This window comes from Alteromonas profundi (assembly GCF_010500865.1).
GTDB classification, from domain to species: Bacteria; Pseudomonadota; Gammaproteobacteria; order Enterobacterales; family Alteromonadaceae; genus Alteromonas; species Alteromonas profundi.
Genome location: NZ_JAAAWN010000022.1, coordinates 1 through 15,908, shown reverse-complemented (window position 1 = coordinate 15,908; position 15,908 = coordinate 1). Strand labels below are relative to the sequence as shown.

General features: G+C 42.0%; 19 protein-coding genes. 3 read left to right on the top strand and 16 right to left on the bottom strand.

Going from position 1 to position 15,908, the window contains the following annotated elements; all coding sequences use genetic code 11:
- The first annotated feature begins 348 nt into the window (after positions 1 to 348).
- The 3 genes from GTH32_RS14565 (at position 349) to GTH32_RS14555 (ending at position 4,402) form a co-directional block, all read left to right on the top strand.
- Positions 349 to 2,163 (top strand): copper resistance system multicopper oxidase, encoded by a 1,815-nt coding sequence (locus tag GTH32_RS14565; RefSeq protein ID WP_014978042.1) that lies wholly within the window; start codon positions 349 to 351, stop codon positions 2,161 to 2,163.
- 9 nt (positions 2,164 to 2,172) lie between these two features.
- Positions 2,173 to 2,919: a copper resistance protein B gene (locus GTH32_RS14560; protein WP_014978041.1), complete on the top strand. Its 747-nt coding sequence runs from the start codon at positions 2,173 to 2,175 to the stop codon at positions 2,917 to 2,919.
- Positions 2,920 to 3,076: 157 nt separating this feature from the next.
- Positions 3,077 to 4,402: an APC family permease gene (locus GTH32_RS14555; protein WP_012516915.1), complete on the top strand. Its 1,326-nt coding sequence runs from the start codon at positions 3,077 to 3,079 to the stop codon at positions 4,400 to 4,402.
- A gap of 155 nt (positions 4,403 to 4,557) precedes the next feature.
- Here the strand turns inward: GTH32_RS14555 and GTH32_RS19385 are convergent, their stop codons facing one another.
- From GTH32_RS19385 to GTH32_RS19790, 16 genes are all read right to left on the bottom strand, one after another.
- Complete coding sequence (locus GTH32_RS19385) at positions 4,558 to 4,713, bottom strand: hypothetical protein (protein ID WP_012516914.1); 156 nt, start codon at positions 4,711 to 4,713, stop codon at positions 4,558 to 4,560.
- A gap of 101 nt (positions 4,714 to 4,814) precedes the next feature.
- On the bottom strand, positions 4,815 to 5,060 hold the full coding sequence (locus GTH32_RS19645) for a DUF5676 family membrane protein (protein WP_012516913.1): 246 nt from the start codon (positions 5,058 to 5,060) through the stop codon (positions 4,815 to 4,817).
- A gap of 99 nt (positions 5,061 to 5,159) precedes the next feature.
- A complete protein-coding gene (locus GTH32_RS14545) occupies positions 5,160 to 5,531 on the bottom strand; it encodes a hypothetical protein (protein WP_012516912.1) in 372 nt (123 codons plus the stop codon).
- Positions 5,532 to 5,548: 17 nt separating this feature from the next.
- Complete coding sequence (locus GTH32_RS14540; protein WP_012516911.1) at positions 5,549 to 5,959, bottom strand: hypothetical protein; 411 nt, start codon at positions 5,957 to 5,959, stop codon at positions 5,549 to 5,551.
- Complete coding sequence (locus GTH32_RS14535) at positions 5,943 to 6,608, bottom strand: methyltransferase family protein (RefSeq protein WP_024015555.1); 666 nt, start codon at positions 6,606 to 6,608, stop codon at positions 5,943 to 5,945. The genes GTH32_RS14540 and GTH32_RS14535 overlap by 17 nt, the downstream gene beginning before the upstream one ends.
- Entirely contained in the window at positions 6,601 to 6,939 is a 339-nt protein-coding gene (locus GTH32_RS14530) for a DUF2933 domain-containing protein (protein WP_012516909.1), read from the bottom strand. The genes GTH32_RS14535 and GTH32_RS14530 overlap by 8 nt, the downstream gene beginning before the upstream one ends.
- A gap of 8 nt (positions 6,940 to 6,947) precedes the next feature.
- Positions 6,948 to 7,301, bottom strand: coding sequence for a cupredoxin domain-containing protein (locus GTH32_RS14525; RefSeq protein WP_012516908.1), 354 nt, complete (start codon positions 7,299 to 7,301; stop codon positions 6,948 to 6,950).
- 11 nt (positions 7,302 to 7,312) lie between these two features.
- The gene (locus GTH32_RS14520) at positions 7,313 to 9,556 is read right to left on the bottom strand and encodes a heavy metal translocating P-type ATPase (protein WP_012516907.1); all 2,244 of its coding nucleotides are present in this window, start codon (positions 9,554 to 9,556) and stop codon (positions 7,313 to 7,315) included.
- 75 nt (positions 9,557 to 9,631) lie between these two features.
- Positions 9,632 to 10,066, bottom strand: a complete 435-nt coding sequence (locus GTH32_RS14515; RefSeq protein ID WP_012516906.1) for a MerR family transcriptional regulator — start codon at positions 10,064 to 10,066, stop codon at positions 9,632 to 9,634.
- A 794-nt stretch (positions 10,067 to 10,860) separates the two neighbouring features.
- Complete coding sequence (locus tag GTH32_RS14510) at positions 10,861 to 11,697, bottom strand: formyltransferase family protein (protein WP_015066038.1); 837 nt, start codon at positions 11,695 to 11,697, stop codon at positions 10,861 to 10,863.
- Between the two features lie 258 nt (positions 11,698 to 11,955).
- The gene (locus GTH32_RS14505) at positions 11,956 to 12,426 is read right to left on the bottom strand and encodes a YybH family protein (RefSeq protein WP_015066037.1); all 471 of its coding nucleotides are present in this window, start codon (positions 12,424 to 12,426) and stop codon (positions 11,956 to 11,958) included.
- Positions 12,427 to 12,453: 27 nt separating this feature from the next.
- Positions 12,454 to 12,924 (bottom strand): YybH family protein, encoded by a 471-nt coding sequence (locus GTH32_RS14500; RefSeq protein WP_012516902.1) that lies wholly within the window; start codon positions 12,922 to 12,924, stop codon positions 12,454 to 12,456.
- A 20-nt stretch (positions 12,925 to 12,944) separates the two neighbouring features.
- On the bottom strand, positions 12,945 to 13,793 hold the full coding sequence (locus tag GTH32_RS14495) for a copper resistance D family protein (protein ID WP_246223275.1): 849 nt from the start codon (positions 13,791 to 13,793) through the stop codon (positions 12,945 to 12,947).
- A 60-nt stretch (positions 13,794 to 13,853) separates the two neighbouring features.
- A complete protein-coding gene (locus tag GTH32_RS14490; protein ID WP_012516900.1) occupies positions 13,854 to 14,207 on the bottom strand; it encodes a copper resistance CopC family protein in 354 nt (117 codons plus the stop codon).
- 80 nt (positions 14,208 to 14,287) lie between these two features.
- Positions 14,288 to 14,779, bottom strand: coding sequence for a DUF411 domain-containing protein (locus GTH32_RS14485; protein ID WP_163087090.1), 492 nt, complete (start codon positions 14,777 to 14,779; stop codon positions 14,288 to 14,290).
- 104 nt (positions 14,780 to 14,883) lie between these two features.
- On the bottom strand, positions 14,884 to 15,267 hold the full coding sequence (locus GTH32_RS19790; RefSeq protein WP_425482373.1) for a CopL family metal-binding regulatory protein: 384 nt from the start codon (positions 15,265 to 15,267) through the stop codon (positions 14,884 to 14,886).
- Positions 15,268 to 15,908 lie beyond the last annotated feature (641 nt).

Genomic DNA, 15,908 nt, shown 5'->3' with positions numbered 1-15,908 from the left:
CGCAGACGCTCATGAGGAGAAACGTAGCAGTTCACCTAGTTCTAAGCATCAAAGCGCTCACACTGATGGACACCCCTCGCATTCGGGTAAATCAGGTTGCTGCAATGATGGATGTATGTGTATAGCTACCAATTGCTACCACTTTACAAGTCTTTTTTACGTTCCCATTCGTCAATTTGAAACAACGTTTGCTGAGCAGTATGACATTATCGCTCTAGCTGTTCCCTTCAAAATTTTCACTCCACCTTTTCGTCCACCGATAGCCTAAGGCACTGACTTAGTTAGTAATACTTTTTAAATGGATGAACTTCCTTCGTCCAGTTAGTATCAATTCAAAGGCTAAAAACTATGAAAAATTCTATCGACAACGGTCGCAGAAGATTTGTGCTCGGTGCCCTAACCTCGAGCGCTGCGGCTGCGTTAACCAACGTTAGTCCTCTATGGGCAGCACCTGTTGGTCGCCATTTTAAAGATCAAGTTTTGACAGGTGATATTAAAAATCTCAATGTGTCAAAAGCGCAATTGCCAATAGGCTCAAATATGGGCTCACCTATAACGATCAACGGTCAAATGCCGGGCCCGTTGATTAGATTGAAAGAAGGACAGCGAGCGCACCTCAATGTAACTAACCACCTTAACCAAGATACTTCAATACACTGGCACGGGATTATTTTACCACCAGATATGGATGGCGTTCCGGGAGTTTCCTTTGCCGGAATAAAACCTGGCGAAACATTTAAATATGCATTCGATGTCGAGCAAAACGGCACCTACTGGTACCACAGTCATTCAGGCCTCCAAGAACAGTTGGGCCATTTAGGACCTCTTGTGATCGACCCTGCAAATGGAGACATTGGGGCTGATAGGGAACATACAATTATTTTAAGCGATTGGACGTTTTCAGACCCCCATGAAGTTATGCGAAAACTGAAGGTAGCGGAAGGTTATTACAATTATCAAAAGCGAACTATTTTCGACACGTTAGAAGACGTAAAGAAAAAAGGGTTTGCCGATACATGGGAAGAGCGCGCTATGTGGGGTGCAATGCGTATGAGCCCTCGCGATATAGCTGACGTTACAGGCAGTACATATACATACTTAATGAATGGCCGGACACCACAGGACAACTGGCAGGCCCTGTTTAAAGTAGGCGAAAAAATCCGGTTGAGGATTATAAATGGTTCTGCGATGACTTATTTCGACTTTCGCATCCCAGGGCTTGAAATGACGGTTGTAGCTGCAGATGGTCAGCCTGTTAAACCAGTAAATGTGGATGAATTTCGAATTGCAGTAGCGGAAACTTATGACGTAATCGTTCAGCCAAAAGAGCGAAAAGCTTATACCTTTTTTGCGGAAAGTTTTGATAGAAGTGGATATGCGCGTGGCACCCTAACCCCGTCAATTGGCCTTACTGCAGAGGTTCCCCCACAGCGAGTTATCACAGAGCGTGGCATGGCGGCGATGGGGATGGACATGTCTGGTATGAAAGGCATGAATATGGATAAGTCCAAGGTCGACAGCTCGGGCATGGCTGCTCCAAAAGGTGAAATGAAAGGAATGGGGCAGCATAGCGCCCATACAATGCATGGCACCCAAATGGAAGGAGAAATGACCCCCTCCAAAAAGCTCCCAGTAGAAAGCATAGACATTGTCCACAGCGAAGACGGGCACGGCGCTGGTGCAGCGATGATTGCTAAAAATCCAAGCTCTAGGTTGGATGAACCTGGGATCGGTTTGGAAGACAGCCCACATCGTGTCCTTGTTTATACAGATTTAGTCGGTGAAAGTCCTTGGCCTGACGAAAGAGAGCCGGAACGTCAAATTGAGCTTCACTTAACGGGCAATATGGAAAGGTACATGTGGTCGTTCGATGGCAAAAAGTTTAGTGAAGTAGACGGATATGTACGTTTCAATTATGGCGAGAGACTACGTCTGATCTTGGTTAATGACACTATGATGGATCACCCTATTCATTTACATGGTATGTGGATGGAACTTGAAAACGGCCAATATCCAAGACCTCGTAAACACACGATCAGCCTCAAGCCTGGAGAGAAGGTCTCGTTACAAATCAGCGCAGATGCCCCCGGTGAGTGGGCGTTTCATTGTCACCTGCTATACCACATGGAAGCAGGTATGTTTCGTGTTGTACAGGTCGCATAGGAGATTAAAATGAAACAGATATTAATAGCAGGCCTAATAACATTAACTTTGAGCGTTGACAATGCTTTGGCTCAATCAAGAGATGACTGGCCATCTCCTATTCCTAATGAATATTTTGGCCAAGTTCTATTTGACCGGCTTGAATATACTCGCACTGATGAGCAGCAAAATATAGCGGTCTGGGACATGCAGGCGTGGTATGGCGGAGATTACCATCGTCTTGTTTTTAAAAGCGAAGGCGAAAATACACAAAACGATGGAATGCCTACTGATCTGGAACGAGCAGAACTGTTGTACGGTTATCTCGTTTCTTCTTTTTGGTCTATACAATTTGGTGTGGGCACAAAGGGAGAGCTGTCATCCGATGCGGATATGGAAAACTATGCGGTGGTCAGTTATCAAGGTCTAGCGCCTTACTGGTTTGAAATGGAAAATTCACTGCGTATTAACGAAGACGGTGACATGCAGTTCATCAATGAAACCGAATATGACTGGCAACTAAGTCAAGTTTCCTATCTGCAACCGCGACTGGAAGTTGTTGCCAACCTCACCGATTCTGAAAAGTATGACCGTCAAAGCGGGTTGAGTAATATTCGTATTGGTTTGCGATATCGGCATGAAATAGTGAGGGAGGTAGCACCTTATGTCGGTGTTTATTACAGCAAAGCTTTGGGAAATACAGCTGATGCATTAAAGGCTGAAGGCAAGTCAACCAGTGAAACTGGTGTAGTGTTAGGTGCAAGGATTTGGTTTTAAACGCCCTACGCTAAAAATGAAATAACTGGTATGCCATTGCCAGTTATTTCTTTCTACACGTCTTCGAATTTGTTTTGTAATGGGCCTGTGTCCTTATATTTGCTGCAGGTTGCTTTTGTTGTTACTCAGGCTCACATGACATAAAGGAGTAACCAATATGAATGAACACGAGCATTCAAACAGGAAAGATTCGTTAAGCCTCTGGGGCGCGGTATCGATGGGAACTGGTGTAATGATAGGTGCTGGTATATTTGCTTTAACCGGGCAAATAGCAGAGCTGGCAGGCACATGGTTTCCTTTTGCGTTTTTAGTTGCAGCGATAATTGCAGGGTTTAGCTCATACAGTTACATCAAAATGGCACAGAAATACCCCTCTGCAGGTGGTATCGCCATGTTTCTGAAAAAAGCCTATGGTAGAGGTCTGCTGACTGGTGCCTGTGCATTGCTAATGTTTTTTTCCATGGTTATCAATGAAAGTTTGGTAGCCCGCACTTTTGGCACTTATGTCCTACAATTGTTTGACTCTCAGGGCGCTGAGTGGCTTATACCAGCGCTTGGCGTGAGTCTTCTTATTGTGGCATTCATTGTTAATATTTTGAGTAATCAATTCATACAGACCCTCTCATTTATTATGGCTTTTATCAAAATAGCAGGACTTGCAGTTTTGGCAATTGGTGGGCTGTGGGCAACCGGTTTGTCGTTTGAGAGCGTTTCAGCTCAACCGCAAGATACCAGCGCAACCGGTTTTCTCGGAGCCGTGGCACTTGGTATTTTGGGATACAAAGGATTCACTACAATCACAAACAGCGGAGGCGAGCTCAAACAACCAGAAAAAAATGTAGGAAGGGCCATAGTCATTTCTATATCCATTTGTGTGGTACTTTATGTTTTTGTCGCAGTTGCAGTAGGAGCAAATTTATCAATTGGCGAAATAATACAGGCAAAAGATTATTCGCTTGCTGAAGCATCTCGACCCGCATTCGGCCAGTATGGTGCTTGGTTTACTATAGCTTTCGCGATTATTGCCACGTCTTCCGGTGTCGTTGCCAGCATCTTCGCTGTTTCAAGAATGCTATCGATGCTTACATCAATGCAACTTGTGCCTCACCGTCATTTTTCATTACCGGGAGATATAAGAAGACATTCCTTAATTTATACGTTAGTCATCGCAATATTTCTTACCATATTCTTCGATTTGAGCCGCATAGCCTCCATCGGTGTAGTTTTTTATATCGTAATGGATATCTTCATCCACTGGGGAGTGTTCAAGCATTTACGAGATGATGTGCAAGCTAAAGCTTGGGTACTAGTCAGTGCAATTATTCTCGATATCATTGTTCTTCTATCTTTTATGTGGGTGAAAGCAAAATCAGATATCTTCATTGTTGGGATTTCTGTGGCTGGACTTCTTATCGTATTCGCGGCTGAGAAATGGTTTCTAAAGCTCCATGCGTATGATGATGATGATAAAAATTATAACTGATGCAAATCATTGAAGCTGTTCATGAACTACATCGACGGAGTAAGACAATATTCAGCGTAGGCAGAGTAGCAGCCTAAAAGGTAAGCGCAGTTGTTATGAATAGGAAAGGAATTAACCGGCATTAGCGTGCCGGTTATTTTTACTCGTGGCACACTTTAACCGCTTTTTTGCTGCTTCAGTGTATTCATTATTTCAGCAAACTCCTGTCCTTTTGACTCAGGTGGCTGGCTACAACCCTGCTTCTCTGTATTGGTTTGACTGGGTAGTTGCATGGCTTGCTGTAAGGCTAATTCTGAATTATTGGTTATCATAATATCTCACCGTTAGTTTAAATTTATGTGGCAGTAGATATCAGCAAATATCGTACCTGTGCTAAAAGGACAAATACTGACTATTTATTTAGCCCTCACTACTACAGCTGCCTATTGTAAATACTGGCAATAAGCCAACCCAGTACACCTGCGAACAAAGCCCATAAAGCTCCGCCTATCACTACACCCAATAAAGGCACGTTCCATATCATCCCTTGCCAGTCTGAAAACATTATATTACCAGCCATGGGTGACATCATGTCGGGCATTGTAATAATGAACAAAGAACTAACAACTAACAACACTCTCGAAGCTGAACGATGCGGCGCACGCGAACGCAAATACATTTTCTCGAATTTTCATCTTACGCCTCCTTAAAGCCAGCATCATAATGTAACGACATCGCTCAGCATTGTTGTTGAGTGAGAACGTAGAGCACAATAAGGTTATGTACGCTTCCTGTGAGCGCCCTGCGGCAAGTGGTGGCAACTCCACGGTTTGTGCGTCGCATTGTCTTTTATATTTTGATCTACAAACTGGTAATAACCTTCTTTTGTGTGTGTCCACCAGTCATTGTGAAGATCTGCGCCGTGTTTTCGAATGATCGCTTCAATACCGTCTAAATCGATATGTGTCGCATCATATGCCAGGTGAATAGCCCCTTCTTTGATGTTGTAGCTCACCTCATCAATGCCAAAGAGCTTGTCAATCTCTTCAATTAGGGGCTCGCAATTTGCCTCATAGACATTGCTGAGCCGTAAATTCCGAACGACTAAATTTGCTTCTCTGACACCGACTCTGTGGTCTAAATCACTCATATCTTTCTCCTCGGGTGTTAATTTGAATGTTTCTGAGATTCGGGTGAATGGCTTCCATCCATTTTCGACATCATTACTTCCATCATCTTAAGATGCCTTTCTGCCATATCAACTTGGTTTTGCATGGGTTGCCCTTCCATTTTTTCGTGCATTATATGCATCATTCCCATCATGGATTGCATGTGTTTTTTCATCATTTCACGCTGCTTGCTGGGATTCTTTTCTTCTTTGATAGCGTTAACTTCTTCCTTCATCGACTTTATTTTTGCATTCATCATATGCATATCTTGGCCACGCATAGGCATTCCCGTTTGAATCTCTGGCTTGTCTGAGCCCTTATGCTCATGCTCTTCCATTTGTTGAGCTTGCGATGTTGCAGCCATTACTAATGTGGTTGAAAAAATGATTGATTTAGTGAATTTTTTCATGGTTTTCACCTTTTAATTTAAAGTTGAGGTTTGGGATCCAGCCAGGTGTCGTGTTGATATAGCTCACATACTCATCGCCAAATTCAGCAATAGCCAGAGCTTCTTCACGCTTTGCCAGTTTCACATACACAACAACTAAAACTGGAAACATGACCAGTGTGGGAATGGTCGGCCATTGCAACAAAAAACCGAACATGATCAGTATGAAGGCTAAATATTGAGGGTGGCGACACCGCGCATACCATCCAGTCTTAGCTAAGTGATGGTTCTTCTGAGCGTGGTGCAGCACATTCCATGCTGAGGACAAGATAAAGAATCCTGCAACAATAAATACCATACTGGCGATATGAAATGGGTCCCAGTGGGCGTCGCCTTTAAAACCAAAGAAAGTATGCAACAGATGTCCGTTTTCGTGCGCAAAAAAGTTTACTTCCGGATAGGTTTCAGCAAGCCATCCTGACAAGAAATAAATAGTCAGTGGGAAGCCATACATTTCGGTAAACAGGGCTACAATAAACGCAGAAAATACCCCCAAACTTCGCCAGTCGGTGGAAGATTTTGGCTTTACAAAACTGAATGCAAAAAAGATAAAAATAGCTGAGTTCAGTATCACCATTGACCATAAGCCATAATCATATGTATCATTCATCTTGGTTGTCCTTTTTAAGTGACTCCTTTCGGCCTTCCTCCAACCCCTGAATGTATCCATCACGATAAGCCGCGTTGTTATCACTCAATTCCTGAAAACTTTTCTGCTTATTGTCACTGTCGCGAGAATGTTCGTGGGCGTGTCCGTGTTTACCGTGGCTACTGTGCATGAATATATGCATGAATGGGCACAGCAATAAAATCAAATAGGGAAGAAACTGAAGGACATGATGACCATGTTCGAAAATTAAAAAATAAGTAACGGCAGCGATCATCGCTAATGCTGCCCACCCTGTAGGTGTTGACCAAAATCTGGGGTGACTGTTTTTCATGACTCCTCCTATACCACCGTAAGAACACCGCGATACATCTGCATCTGGCAGTGAAAAGTATGTTCGCCCTGTGGGACGTTTTCGAGGTGAATTGGTGTTACCTCATTAAGCGTTAGCTGCTCACTGATATCTAATGAAGGAATTAGCAGTACTTCGGAACAGGGAGACTCATCTTTGCGCAAAAACTTCAACGTAACAGATTGGTTTGCGTTTACCTGAATAGACGCTGGTGAGTACACGCCATTTTTTACTTCTATGAGTATTTCGTTACTTTCAGTAACTGTCTGATCAGGCTTGTATAACCAAAACCACCAAATAATCAGTGCAATACCCGTAAGTCCTACAATATTAATTATCATCATAAGAAAACTCCTTAGTGGTCCTTTGCCTTGAATAGGCGAAGCCGGTTCGCATTTGATACCACTGTTAACGAAGAAAATGCCATGGCGGCTCCGGCGATAACTGGGCTTAGCAATACTCCGAAAAATGGATAGAGCACGCCCGCCGCAAAAGGTATACCTGCTACGTTGTAGATAAAGGCTCCAAACAAGTTTTGCTTAATGTTGCGCAAGGTGGCTTTACTAACCGCTATAGCATCGGCCAGACCATGCAACGAGCCGCGCATCAGGGTGATATCGGCGCTTTCAATGGCAACGTCCGTTCCTGTACCAATGGCAAAGCCAACATCAGCCAAGGCAAGAGCCGGAGCATCGTTAATTCCATCACCAGTCATACCCACTACTTCTCTCTGCTGCTGTAATTCATGTACTTTGTTGGCCTTATCTTCGGGCAATACTTCAGCAAAAAACTCGCTTATTGCCGCTTTCTTTGCCACTGCAGCAGCAGTTTCTTTGTTGTCCCCCGTTAACATGATGACCCGGATATCATTAGCCTGAAGACGCTTGATGGCAGAAACAGAGTCAGGTTTTATCGGGTCGGCAACCGCTATGATGGCAGCAAGTTGTCCATCTACAGCGAAATACATGGGAGTTTTGGCGTCTTTGGCCAGTGTTTGTGCTTTCTCTGAATAATTACCTATGCCCACCCCTTTTGAAGCCATAAGCTTGCTGTTACCAAACAATAAGGCCTTTCCTTCACAACGGCCTTCAACCCCCATACCGGTAATCGCATTAAACTCTTCGGTTTTCAGCAGCTCAATGCCCTGGTCGTGGGCACTTTCTACTATCGCCATTGCTAATGGGTGCTCTGAACCATTTTCCAGACTAGCTGCCAATTGCAGCACTGTCTTTTCATCACTGAAATTGGCTAAAATTATGTCAGTGACCTTGGGTGTACCTTCCGTAATCGTTCCGGTTTTATCCAGTATCATCACACTGATTTTTGATGCCGTTTGTAGCGCTTCGCCGTTGCGAATTAGCACGCCGGCTTCAGCAGCCTTTCCAACCCCCACCATAACTGACATCGGCGTGGCTAGGCCCAATGCACATGGACAAGCAATGATCAATACAGTGGTGGCCGAAACTATGGCAAATGCCAGTGCGGGCTCAGGCCCAAAGTTCAGCCATGCTAGCGCACTGAGCACAGATATAATCATGACCACAGGAACAAAGTAAGCGGATATCACGTCGGCCAAGCGCCCAATAGGCGGCTTTGAATTTTGTGCGCGTTTAACCATTGCAATGATTTGCGCCAGTGCCGTGTCTTTACCTACTCGAGTTGCTTTAAATAGAAACATTCCTGACTTGTTGAGAGTTCCAGCAACGACTTCATCGTCATGTGATTTTTCAACTGGCATCGGTTCCCCGGTTAGCATGGACTCGTCGATTGACGTATGGCCTTCAACAACCACACCATCAACAGGCACTTTTTCTCCAGGCCTGACTTTGATGACATCGTTAAAAAGCACTTGCTCGATAGCGACCTGGACCTCTTTATTGTCGCGAATAACCGTGGCTGTTTTCGCTTGTAATCCAATTAAACGTTTGATTGCTTCTGAGGTTTTTCCGCGGGCTTTTAGTTCTAAGGCAAGCCCCAGATCAATTAGACCAATGATCATAGCTGTAGCTTCAAAATAAACGTGCCTTGCCATTAACGGCACTGCTTCAGGTACCAACACTACCAACATCGAATAGAACCATGCTGTGCCTGTACCAAGTGCAATGAGTGTATCCATATTGGCAGAATGATTTTTAAAGCTCTTCCACGCACCGATGTAAAAATGCCGGCCGGAAAAGAACATTACACCCAGCGTCAGTAGGCCAACTGCTAGCCACAACAACCTCTCGACATTAGTCTCGACCGTCATTTCGTCGACAACAATGCTATAAGTCATTAGAGGGATACCTAGCGAAAGCGCAATGAAAGTATCTCGCATCAGCTTTTTGTAATAGGTCCTATCCGCTGCTTCTTTTTCATCGACTACATCAGTGTCAGGCTTATCTTCGAAAGGCTTTGCGTTGTAACCAACGGACTCTACTGCTTGAACCAATAATTGAGAATCCGCTGTACCCGATACAAGTACTGTTCTGTCTGCAAAGTTCATTTCGGCATTCTGCACTCCCGGCGTCTGCTTCAAGGCAGCTTCTATTTTTCCAACGCAACTGGCACATCCGGCGCCTTCTATCACTAATTGTCGCTGTGTTACTTCTGCACTCATAGTGCTCTCCTTTTTTCCTATTTTTAGAAGACTTGTTTTTTGACGGACAACAATTTTTCTGAAGAAACACCTGCATTAAGTTCTGTCATTTATGTTTTCCTCCAGGACGGTGTGTTCAAACTCTTCTATTAAATGACAGACCACGTGTGAGGATGGGGCTTTGTCACCCATTGCTCCCCATTTCCTTACTGCCAGCATCATATTTTGCCTGAGTAACAACATTGCCTTAAATTGTCTTTCTGTTTCTGCTAGCCTTCTTGCAATTAAGGTTCTAACTAGGGGACAAGCGGTCTTTCCATTATCTGCTTCTCTGAGAATTTGCTTGATATCTTCAACTGAAAAACCTAAATGCCTTGCACTTAATATAAACCGCAACCTGGAAGCATCTTTCGTTGAATAGAATTTATAACCATTGTCAGATTTTGCCGGCGTTATTAACTGCAAGCGCGTGTAATAGCGAACAGTATCTGGCGTTGTAGCCAAGGCGCTTGCGATCTCTCTTACTTTCATAGTTGTTCCGATGTCTTTAACCTAAAATTTTACTTATACCTAAAGGCTAAACCTGTGTGTGGGACGCAGGTCAATAGGCATGTAACTCGTGAAACTTTCGGTTCTAAGATGTAATGCGTTTTTAAGTGAGGCGGATAATACTTGCTGTTCGTTTACTGATAGCAAACAGTGTCTTAATGTATATTAATTAAGCAGTTGATCGTCTAAGACATTCTTTGATTGCAATTGATTAGTAAAGAAAACTTAGAGAAAAGCCTCACTGAGTTTATGTGTAGCTCTTAATCGGAGGGTGGAAGGGAGGAGAGTGTATACCAATTAAAGGGGTAATATTTATATCTGAAAATGAGCTTTGCTTAATGTTTTCACTTATCAGAATTTCAATATTTGAAAGTATACAAAATTGGGTTAAAGAAGTTGCACAGTAAGCACCTATACAGCACGCGCATATCGATTGATCATTTCCTTCGCAGTGCTGTACATCCTGGTTCTTTTCTGAATGAAGTGTGTGATTATTTAAAGTAGTATGTTCTACGCTTGATAAGGAATCATTTGAGGACATATGAGATTCTGATGTGTCGTGACCATCACATTTAATTGGGTTCGTCATAGCAAAGCCGTGCTGTGAAAGCAGCGCAGCTATTAGTACTAATTTAAACCACTTATAAATGCCTGACACAATAAACTCCATCAGTGAGTAAGGGAATAGTAGCGGTATTCCGTTATTCTTACTTTGACGTAGATCAACACAACACAAAAAAGTGCTTAGGACCTTTAAACATTAAAGCCGTAATCAACTAGTTTAGTACTCTTGATTCATATAGCCTTAAACTACGCTTAGAAAGTACAACATAGCCATCATTTATAGCAATGCTTTTAATCAGTGCATCCTCAAAGATTATGCTACCGCACGTGAAATCGTGACTGAAAGTTGTGACTTCGACATCATTTGCGATATATAACGCGTTATCTAACGAAATAAGAATCCCAAAGTGCCCATACTGTCGAAGGGCATGACTAAATTGAGCGGTGTTTTGATCCCAATTTACAAACCTTCTTTTTACTGGAGGTAGACTTTGGAATGACGCTAGCTTTTCCAATTGAGGTGTGGCGTTATTATAAAGTTCATTAAAGTTATTAAGTAATTCTTCTAACAGAGTTTCTGCGAGTAACTGAGACTTGACCATCAATGATGAAATCGTTTCATTGTTTTCGACCTCAAATTTCTCTTGGATTAGGATGCTACCTGCATCAAGTTTCTCAGTGAGTTTATGAATGCTAACACCCGCGTTCTCAGGGTTGTCGATAATGTAGGTGAGTGGGGTTGGGCCTCTACTTTTGGGTAGTAAAGATGGGTGGATATTAATCGCATATTTTATTTCGTTTGTGGGTACTTTGTATCCGTAATCGGCTACAACAAAGACTGTCTGTTCGTCATTTAAATATCCTTTAAGAGTCACGATACTTGGTTTTTCAGTGGAATAAACAATATTGTATTTACGACAAATTCGTTTGATGAAGCTCGCATTTTCCTGAACATCGTTTATAAAAACGCGTTCAATGTTCAATCTATTTTTAATTAGAAGTAACAAACAATTCGAGAATAAGTCGTTTCCAAAATAAACGATTTTCATATTTCTCTGCACCTTTTGAGAATAGCGTATGTGGAACAAAATGTAGGTTGGGAGGACAAGTGTTTAAGGATTCGATGTTGATTAAAAATCTGTGCAAAAACGAATAATAAGGGTTCATTGGCTGGCGAGAAGCTTAGTTCGTGCCAATATGAAGTGTAAGGCATTTTGGCAATAGGATAGCCGAGATGGTTCTGATATTGAGCAAACTGGAAAGCTACCGTTGATATTACCAAAGTAGCTTTCAATACATTTATTTCGCTAGTCTTTTGCACGATTTCTACTAGAGGAATGCGTGTGAACTATCAGCCACTCACCGTTAACTTTTTTAAAAAGAAAGGTTTGAAACCCCGTTTTGTTGAAAGTTTCTCCAGACTTCCTAACCTTTCCTTGAACGGTTGTATCAACGAGTGTCCAAGCAAAATCATCTTCTACATGAGTTTGAATGTTAGAAAAATCTAAACTTAAGAAAACTAAGGCATCCTTTTCTGGTTCAACATGATGCTCTATCAAGTCACTTAACCCTACATTCTGTCCGCCAGATTCAAAGTATCTTGCGCCTTTAAAGTCGAAAAAGTGCTTTTTAAAGGGGGCACCGTCTCCATTCTCCCAGCCATATTCAATTTGCTTTATAATGTCTTTTATCTGATCTTTATCAGTTGCATTGTTATCATGAGCGAAAGTGAAAAAAGATAACAAAGACGAAATGATTATGATTAAAAATTTTTTCATACGAGCTCTCTCGGGTAGTTAATCGAATCAATTTGACCAATGAATATGTTTGATTTTCCACTCTCCTTCGGTGTTGATTAAGACAATTGTTTCCATACTTTGGTAGTCTCTCTCTTCCCCCTTAAACATCCCATTGACCAGAAACCGCGATGCGGAGATTGCTGTGTTGCCCAGAACTTTGACTTGATGCTCCAACGCTTTATTTGTCACTGACGATAGATATTCCATATCTGAATTCATATGATGTTGAGCATATTCATCTGCGCTCCTCTCAACTCCGCCTCCTTCATAAATAGTCACATCATCCGCCAGTAGGCTCTTCGCAGTGATTTTGTCTCCCGTATTAAGCGCGTGATGGAATGCAATAACTATTTTAGCTGCAGGCGTATCTAACCCACTAAACATACCTTTCTCATGATGTTCTTTTTCATGGGCACTAGCAGCAAAACTCATGATTACGGGCATGATAAATAGTAAGACTAATAATTTAATTTTCATTTGAATTTCTCTTCTAAGTTTTATCTTTCGGGACCTACAATACTCGTAAGCCCAGAAGTAATGATTAAAATAGCAACTGCTATTGTTAACTCTAATGAAATGGATTTTGAGAGTGCTTCGCTTCCCGAGCCACTTTTAAGTTTTGGGACTAATTTCAGTTTGTGCCGTATAGCAATAGCTAGAATGCTAGTTACAAGGAACATTTTAACAAGAAGAGTTTGCCCATATATGGAGCTAAATAACCCTTCAAAACTACCTACCAATTGAATAGCTAGCCAAATGCCTGCAGATAATAATAAGGTAACCAATACGGCCGCCTGCGTACCAAACCTATCCATTAATTTATAAAGCTTTTCGTAGCTCTGGTAATGGCAGGAGAGCTTTAACGGAATCAATGCACCAAACCACCAAGCCATAACAAATACGTGAACCATAAGTAGTATTCGAGCAATACTTCCTAATTCAGAAACGTGGCCGGTTAAAGTAAATGTGTACGAGAGAGTGAATAGACACAGCACAAGTAAGCAAGACTTTAACCTTAGGAAAGGTTTAAGAGGTTTAAATTTCAATAAGTAGATAGTTATTAAAGCTACGGCTAACCCCCCCGCACGATACAAGGTGACTTCACCGATAGGAGAACTCAACATTATCTTAAGCATAAAGGGGTCAAGTGCGCCTTGAATTCCCTCTTCTACCATCGCTCCAGTGTTCGCGATAAACCACACTGCATTAGAAATAAACGCAACAAAGACACAAACCTTTACCCATACAGCGCTATAAGATGGCGTTGTATAACTTGTCCTACTGTCGTTAATATCTCGCCAGAAAAATGTATATCCAGCTGTGGCCGCGAAACCTAAATAAAACATTAGCTTTGTCACTACAATTACAGTGTTCCAGATATACATTTCCACAGCTGAATCCCCTTTTTAGTGCACCATAAATCCAAAACTATCTTTCATCTTGTGCCCATCGGAGCCAAGCATGATGAACTCAACATTGTATGAACCTGGACGTAATTTAGGTAAGGTCCAAGAATAATCCGTTGCAACCTCTTTCGGAGGTTCAAAGCCAAAATCAACTTTTGCACCTTCACTATCTTTTAAAACTACTTTTATTAATCTAACTCCCTTGGTAAAGCTGACTGATAGTTCCATTGGGGCCTCCATCAGCATTGCATTTTTGCTTGGTGTGCTAGATTTAATTTCTATAGCCTCATGTGCTAATGCCACGCTGCTTAGCAGTACACTAAATATTGCAAATGATTTAACAAGTGCTTTCATGATTACCTCTATCTTTGGTTTTTAAAAATTAAAATTGCTTTGATTGTCAAAAGTGCGCATTTATTTGTTTAACTTTGACTTCAATCGAATTGACTTTCGTAGCTTTCTACTTTCGCGTAAGGTTCGTAGCTCCCATCTTGATATATAATGAAAACGGTATAAGGCATAAACTGCTCTGCTACTTCCATTCCGGGTGAACCTACTGGCATAGCTGGAACAGATAACCCGATAGCCTTTGGATGTTCTTCTAACAAGAATCGTTTTATAAACATAGAAGGGACATGGCCTTCAAATACAAAGCCACTTTCTGTAACAGCGGTATGGCAAGAGCGAAGATTTGGCGAAATTCCGTATTCGTTCTTGATGTCGCTCAAGTTATGAAAGTCCTTTGTACGTAGTTGAAACCCTTGGCTTTCTAGATGAGTTATCCACTTTTTACAGCATCCACACGATGGTGATTTATAGACCAATAATTCAAAGGCGTCGTTTGCGCCATGGTGGATATTTGCCATGGCAACGCTAGGTAGAATTAGCAGTAATACCGCAGCTTGATAGGTGATTTTTTTTAACATTTTTGCCTCCAGACAAAGCTGGCACATATAGGTACACTAGCACCTAGATAATAAATAGGAACTGAAACAAATTGTGCGTGAGATTTGGACGCACTGACCCTGTGTTAGGCAAATATCGGTGGGCGAAAAAGTGAGGAAGTTACTGAAACTGGCTGTTGGAAGAACAAGCCAAATGAAGCGTCCGGCACCACTGGGTGTTGAACAATCATCATGGAAGCTATAAGGACGGGAGCATGAGTACAACCACCTGGTGGGCATGTGCATTCCGAAGTGTTGCAACAATCTTTAATACTAGCGTTTTCGGAACTGCTAGAATCTACTCTCATACCATGGCTCATGTTCATAGAGCAATTCGATTCAGAATTACTATTGTAATGTTTGTTATCAATAGCCATTTCAAAACTCATAGTATCTACAGCCATCGCTTGCCCGACGAGGGCAGATAGCACTGTAAACACTAATACTAGTTTTGATATGGATTTAAACATTTCTTAAGCATTAAACATAACCAATATGGAGAATAATTGATTTTCGCGAATTGGTAAACAGTTGAGGCTGATTTGTGATTAGAATAACCCGTTCATCGGCAGAATTTAGGAAATAGTCATGATGAGAGAGATAGCCTACAACCATGCAAATTTTTGGGCGCGTCTCTAACTCCATAATTCAGATATTGCGGTAGAACTTGAACGCTTTAAGTAGCCGCCCCAATACTTCCCTTTTGTCCAGTTCCATTAACGTTATAACGGGGGCTAACCAGAAATACAAAAAAATTGAGGAGGCTTGAGGAGCTATATAAATAAACACACCCGATAAATATAAATTCATCGGTAACTTGAAAGAGAAATCAGATATTCTGTTTAAATCGTTGAGGCACAAACTAACTTCAGCGATTTCAACTTAAGTGCCACTCAAGCGCTGGTCGATAAGTGACTCTCGCCCCGCGGTTATAGATACTCTCTGCTTCACTTATTTTTCTGCATATAAATAAGGCGATTAATAGTAAGCGTACGGCTAACACATCTTTAGTTCCGTTTTAGATCGGGCATGCTATTGAAATAGCCAATCTACAACAGGATCTTAATCGTTGGATATGAAAGTTGATGTACTCGGTAGACGAACGTTCAGC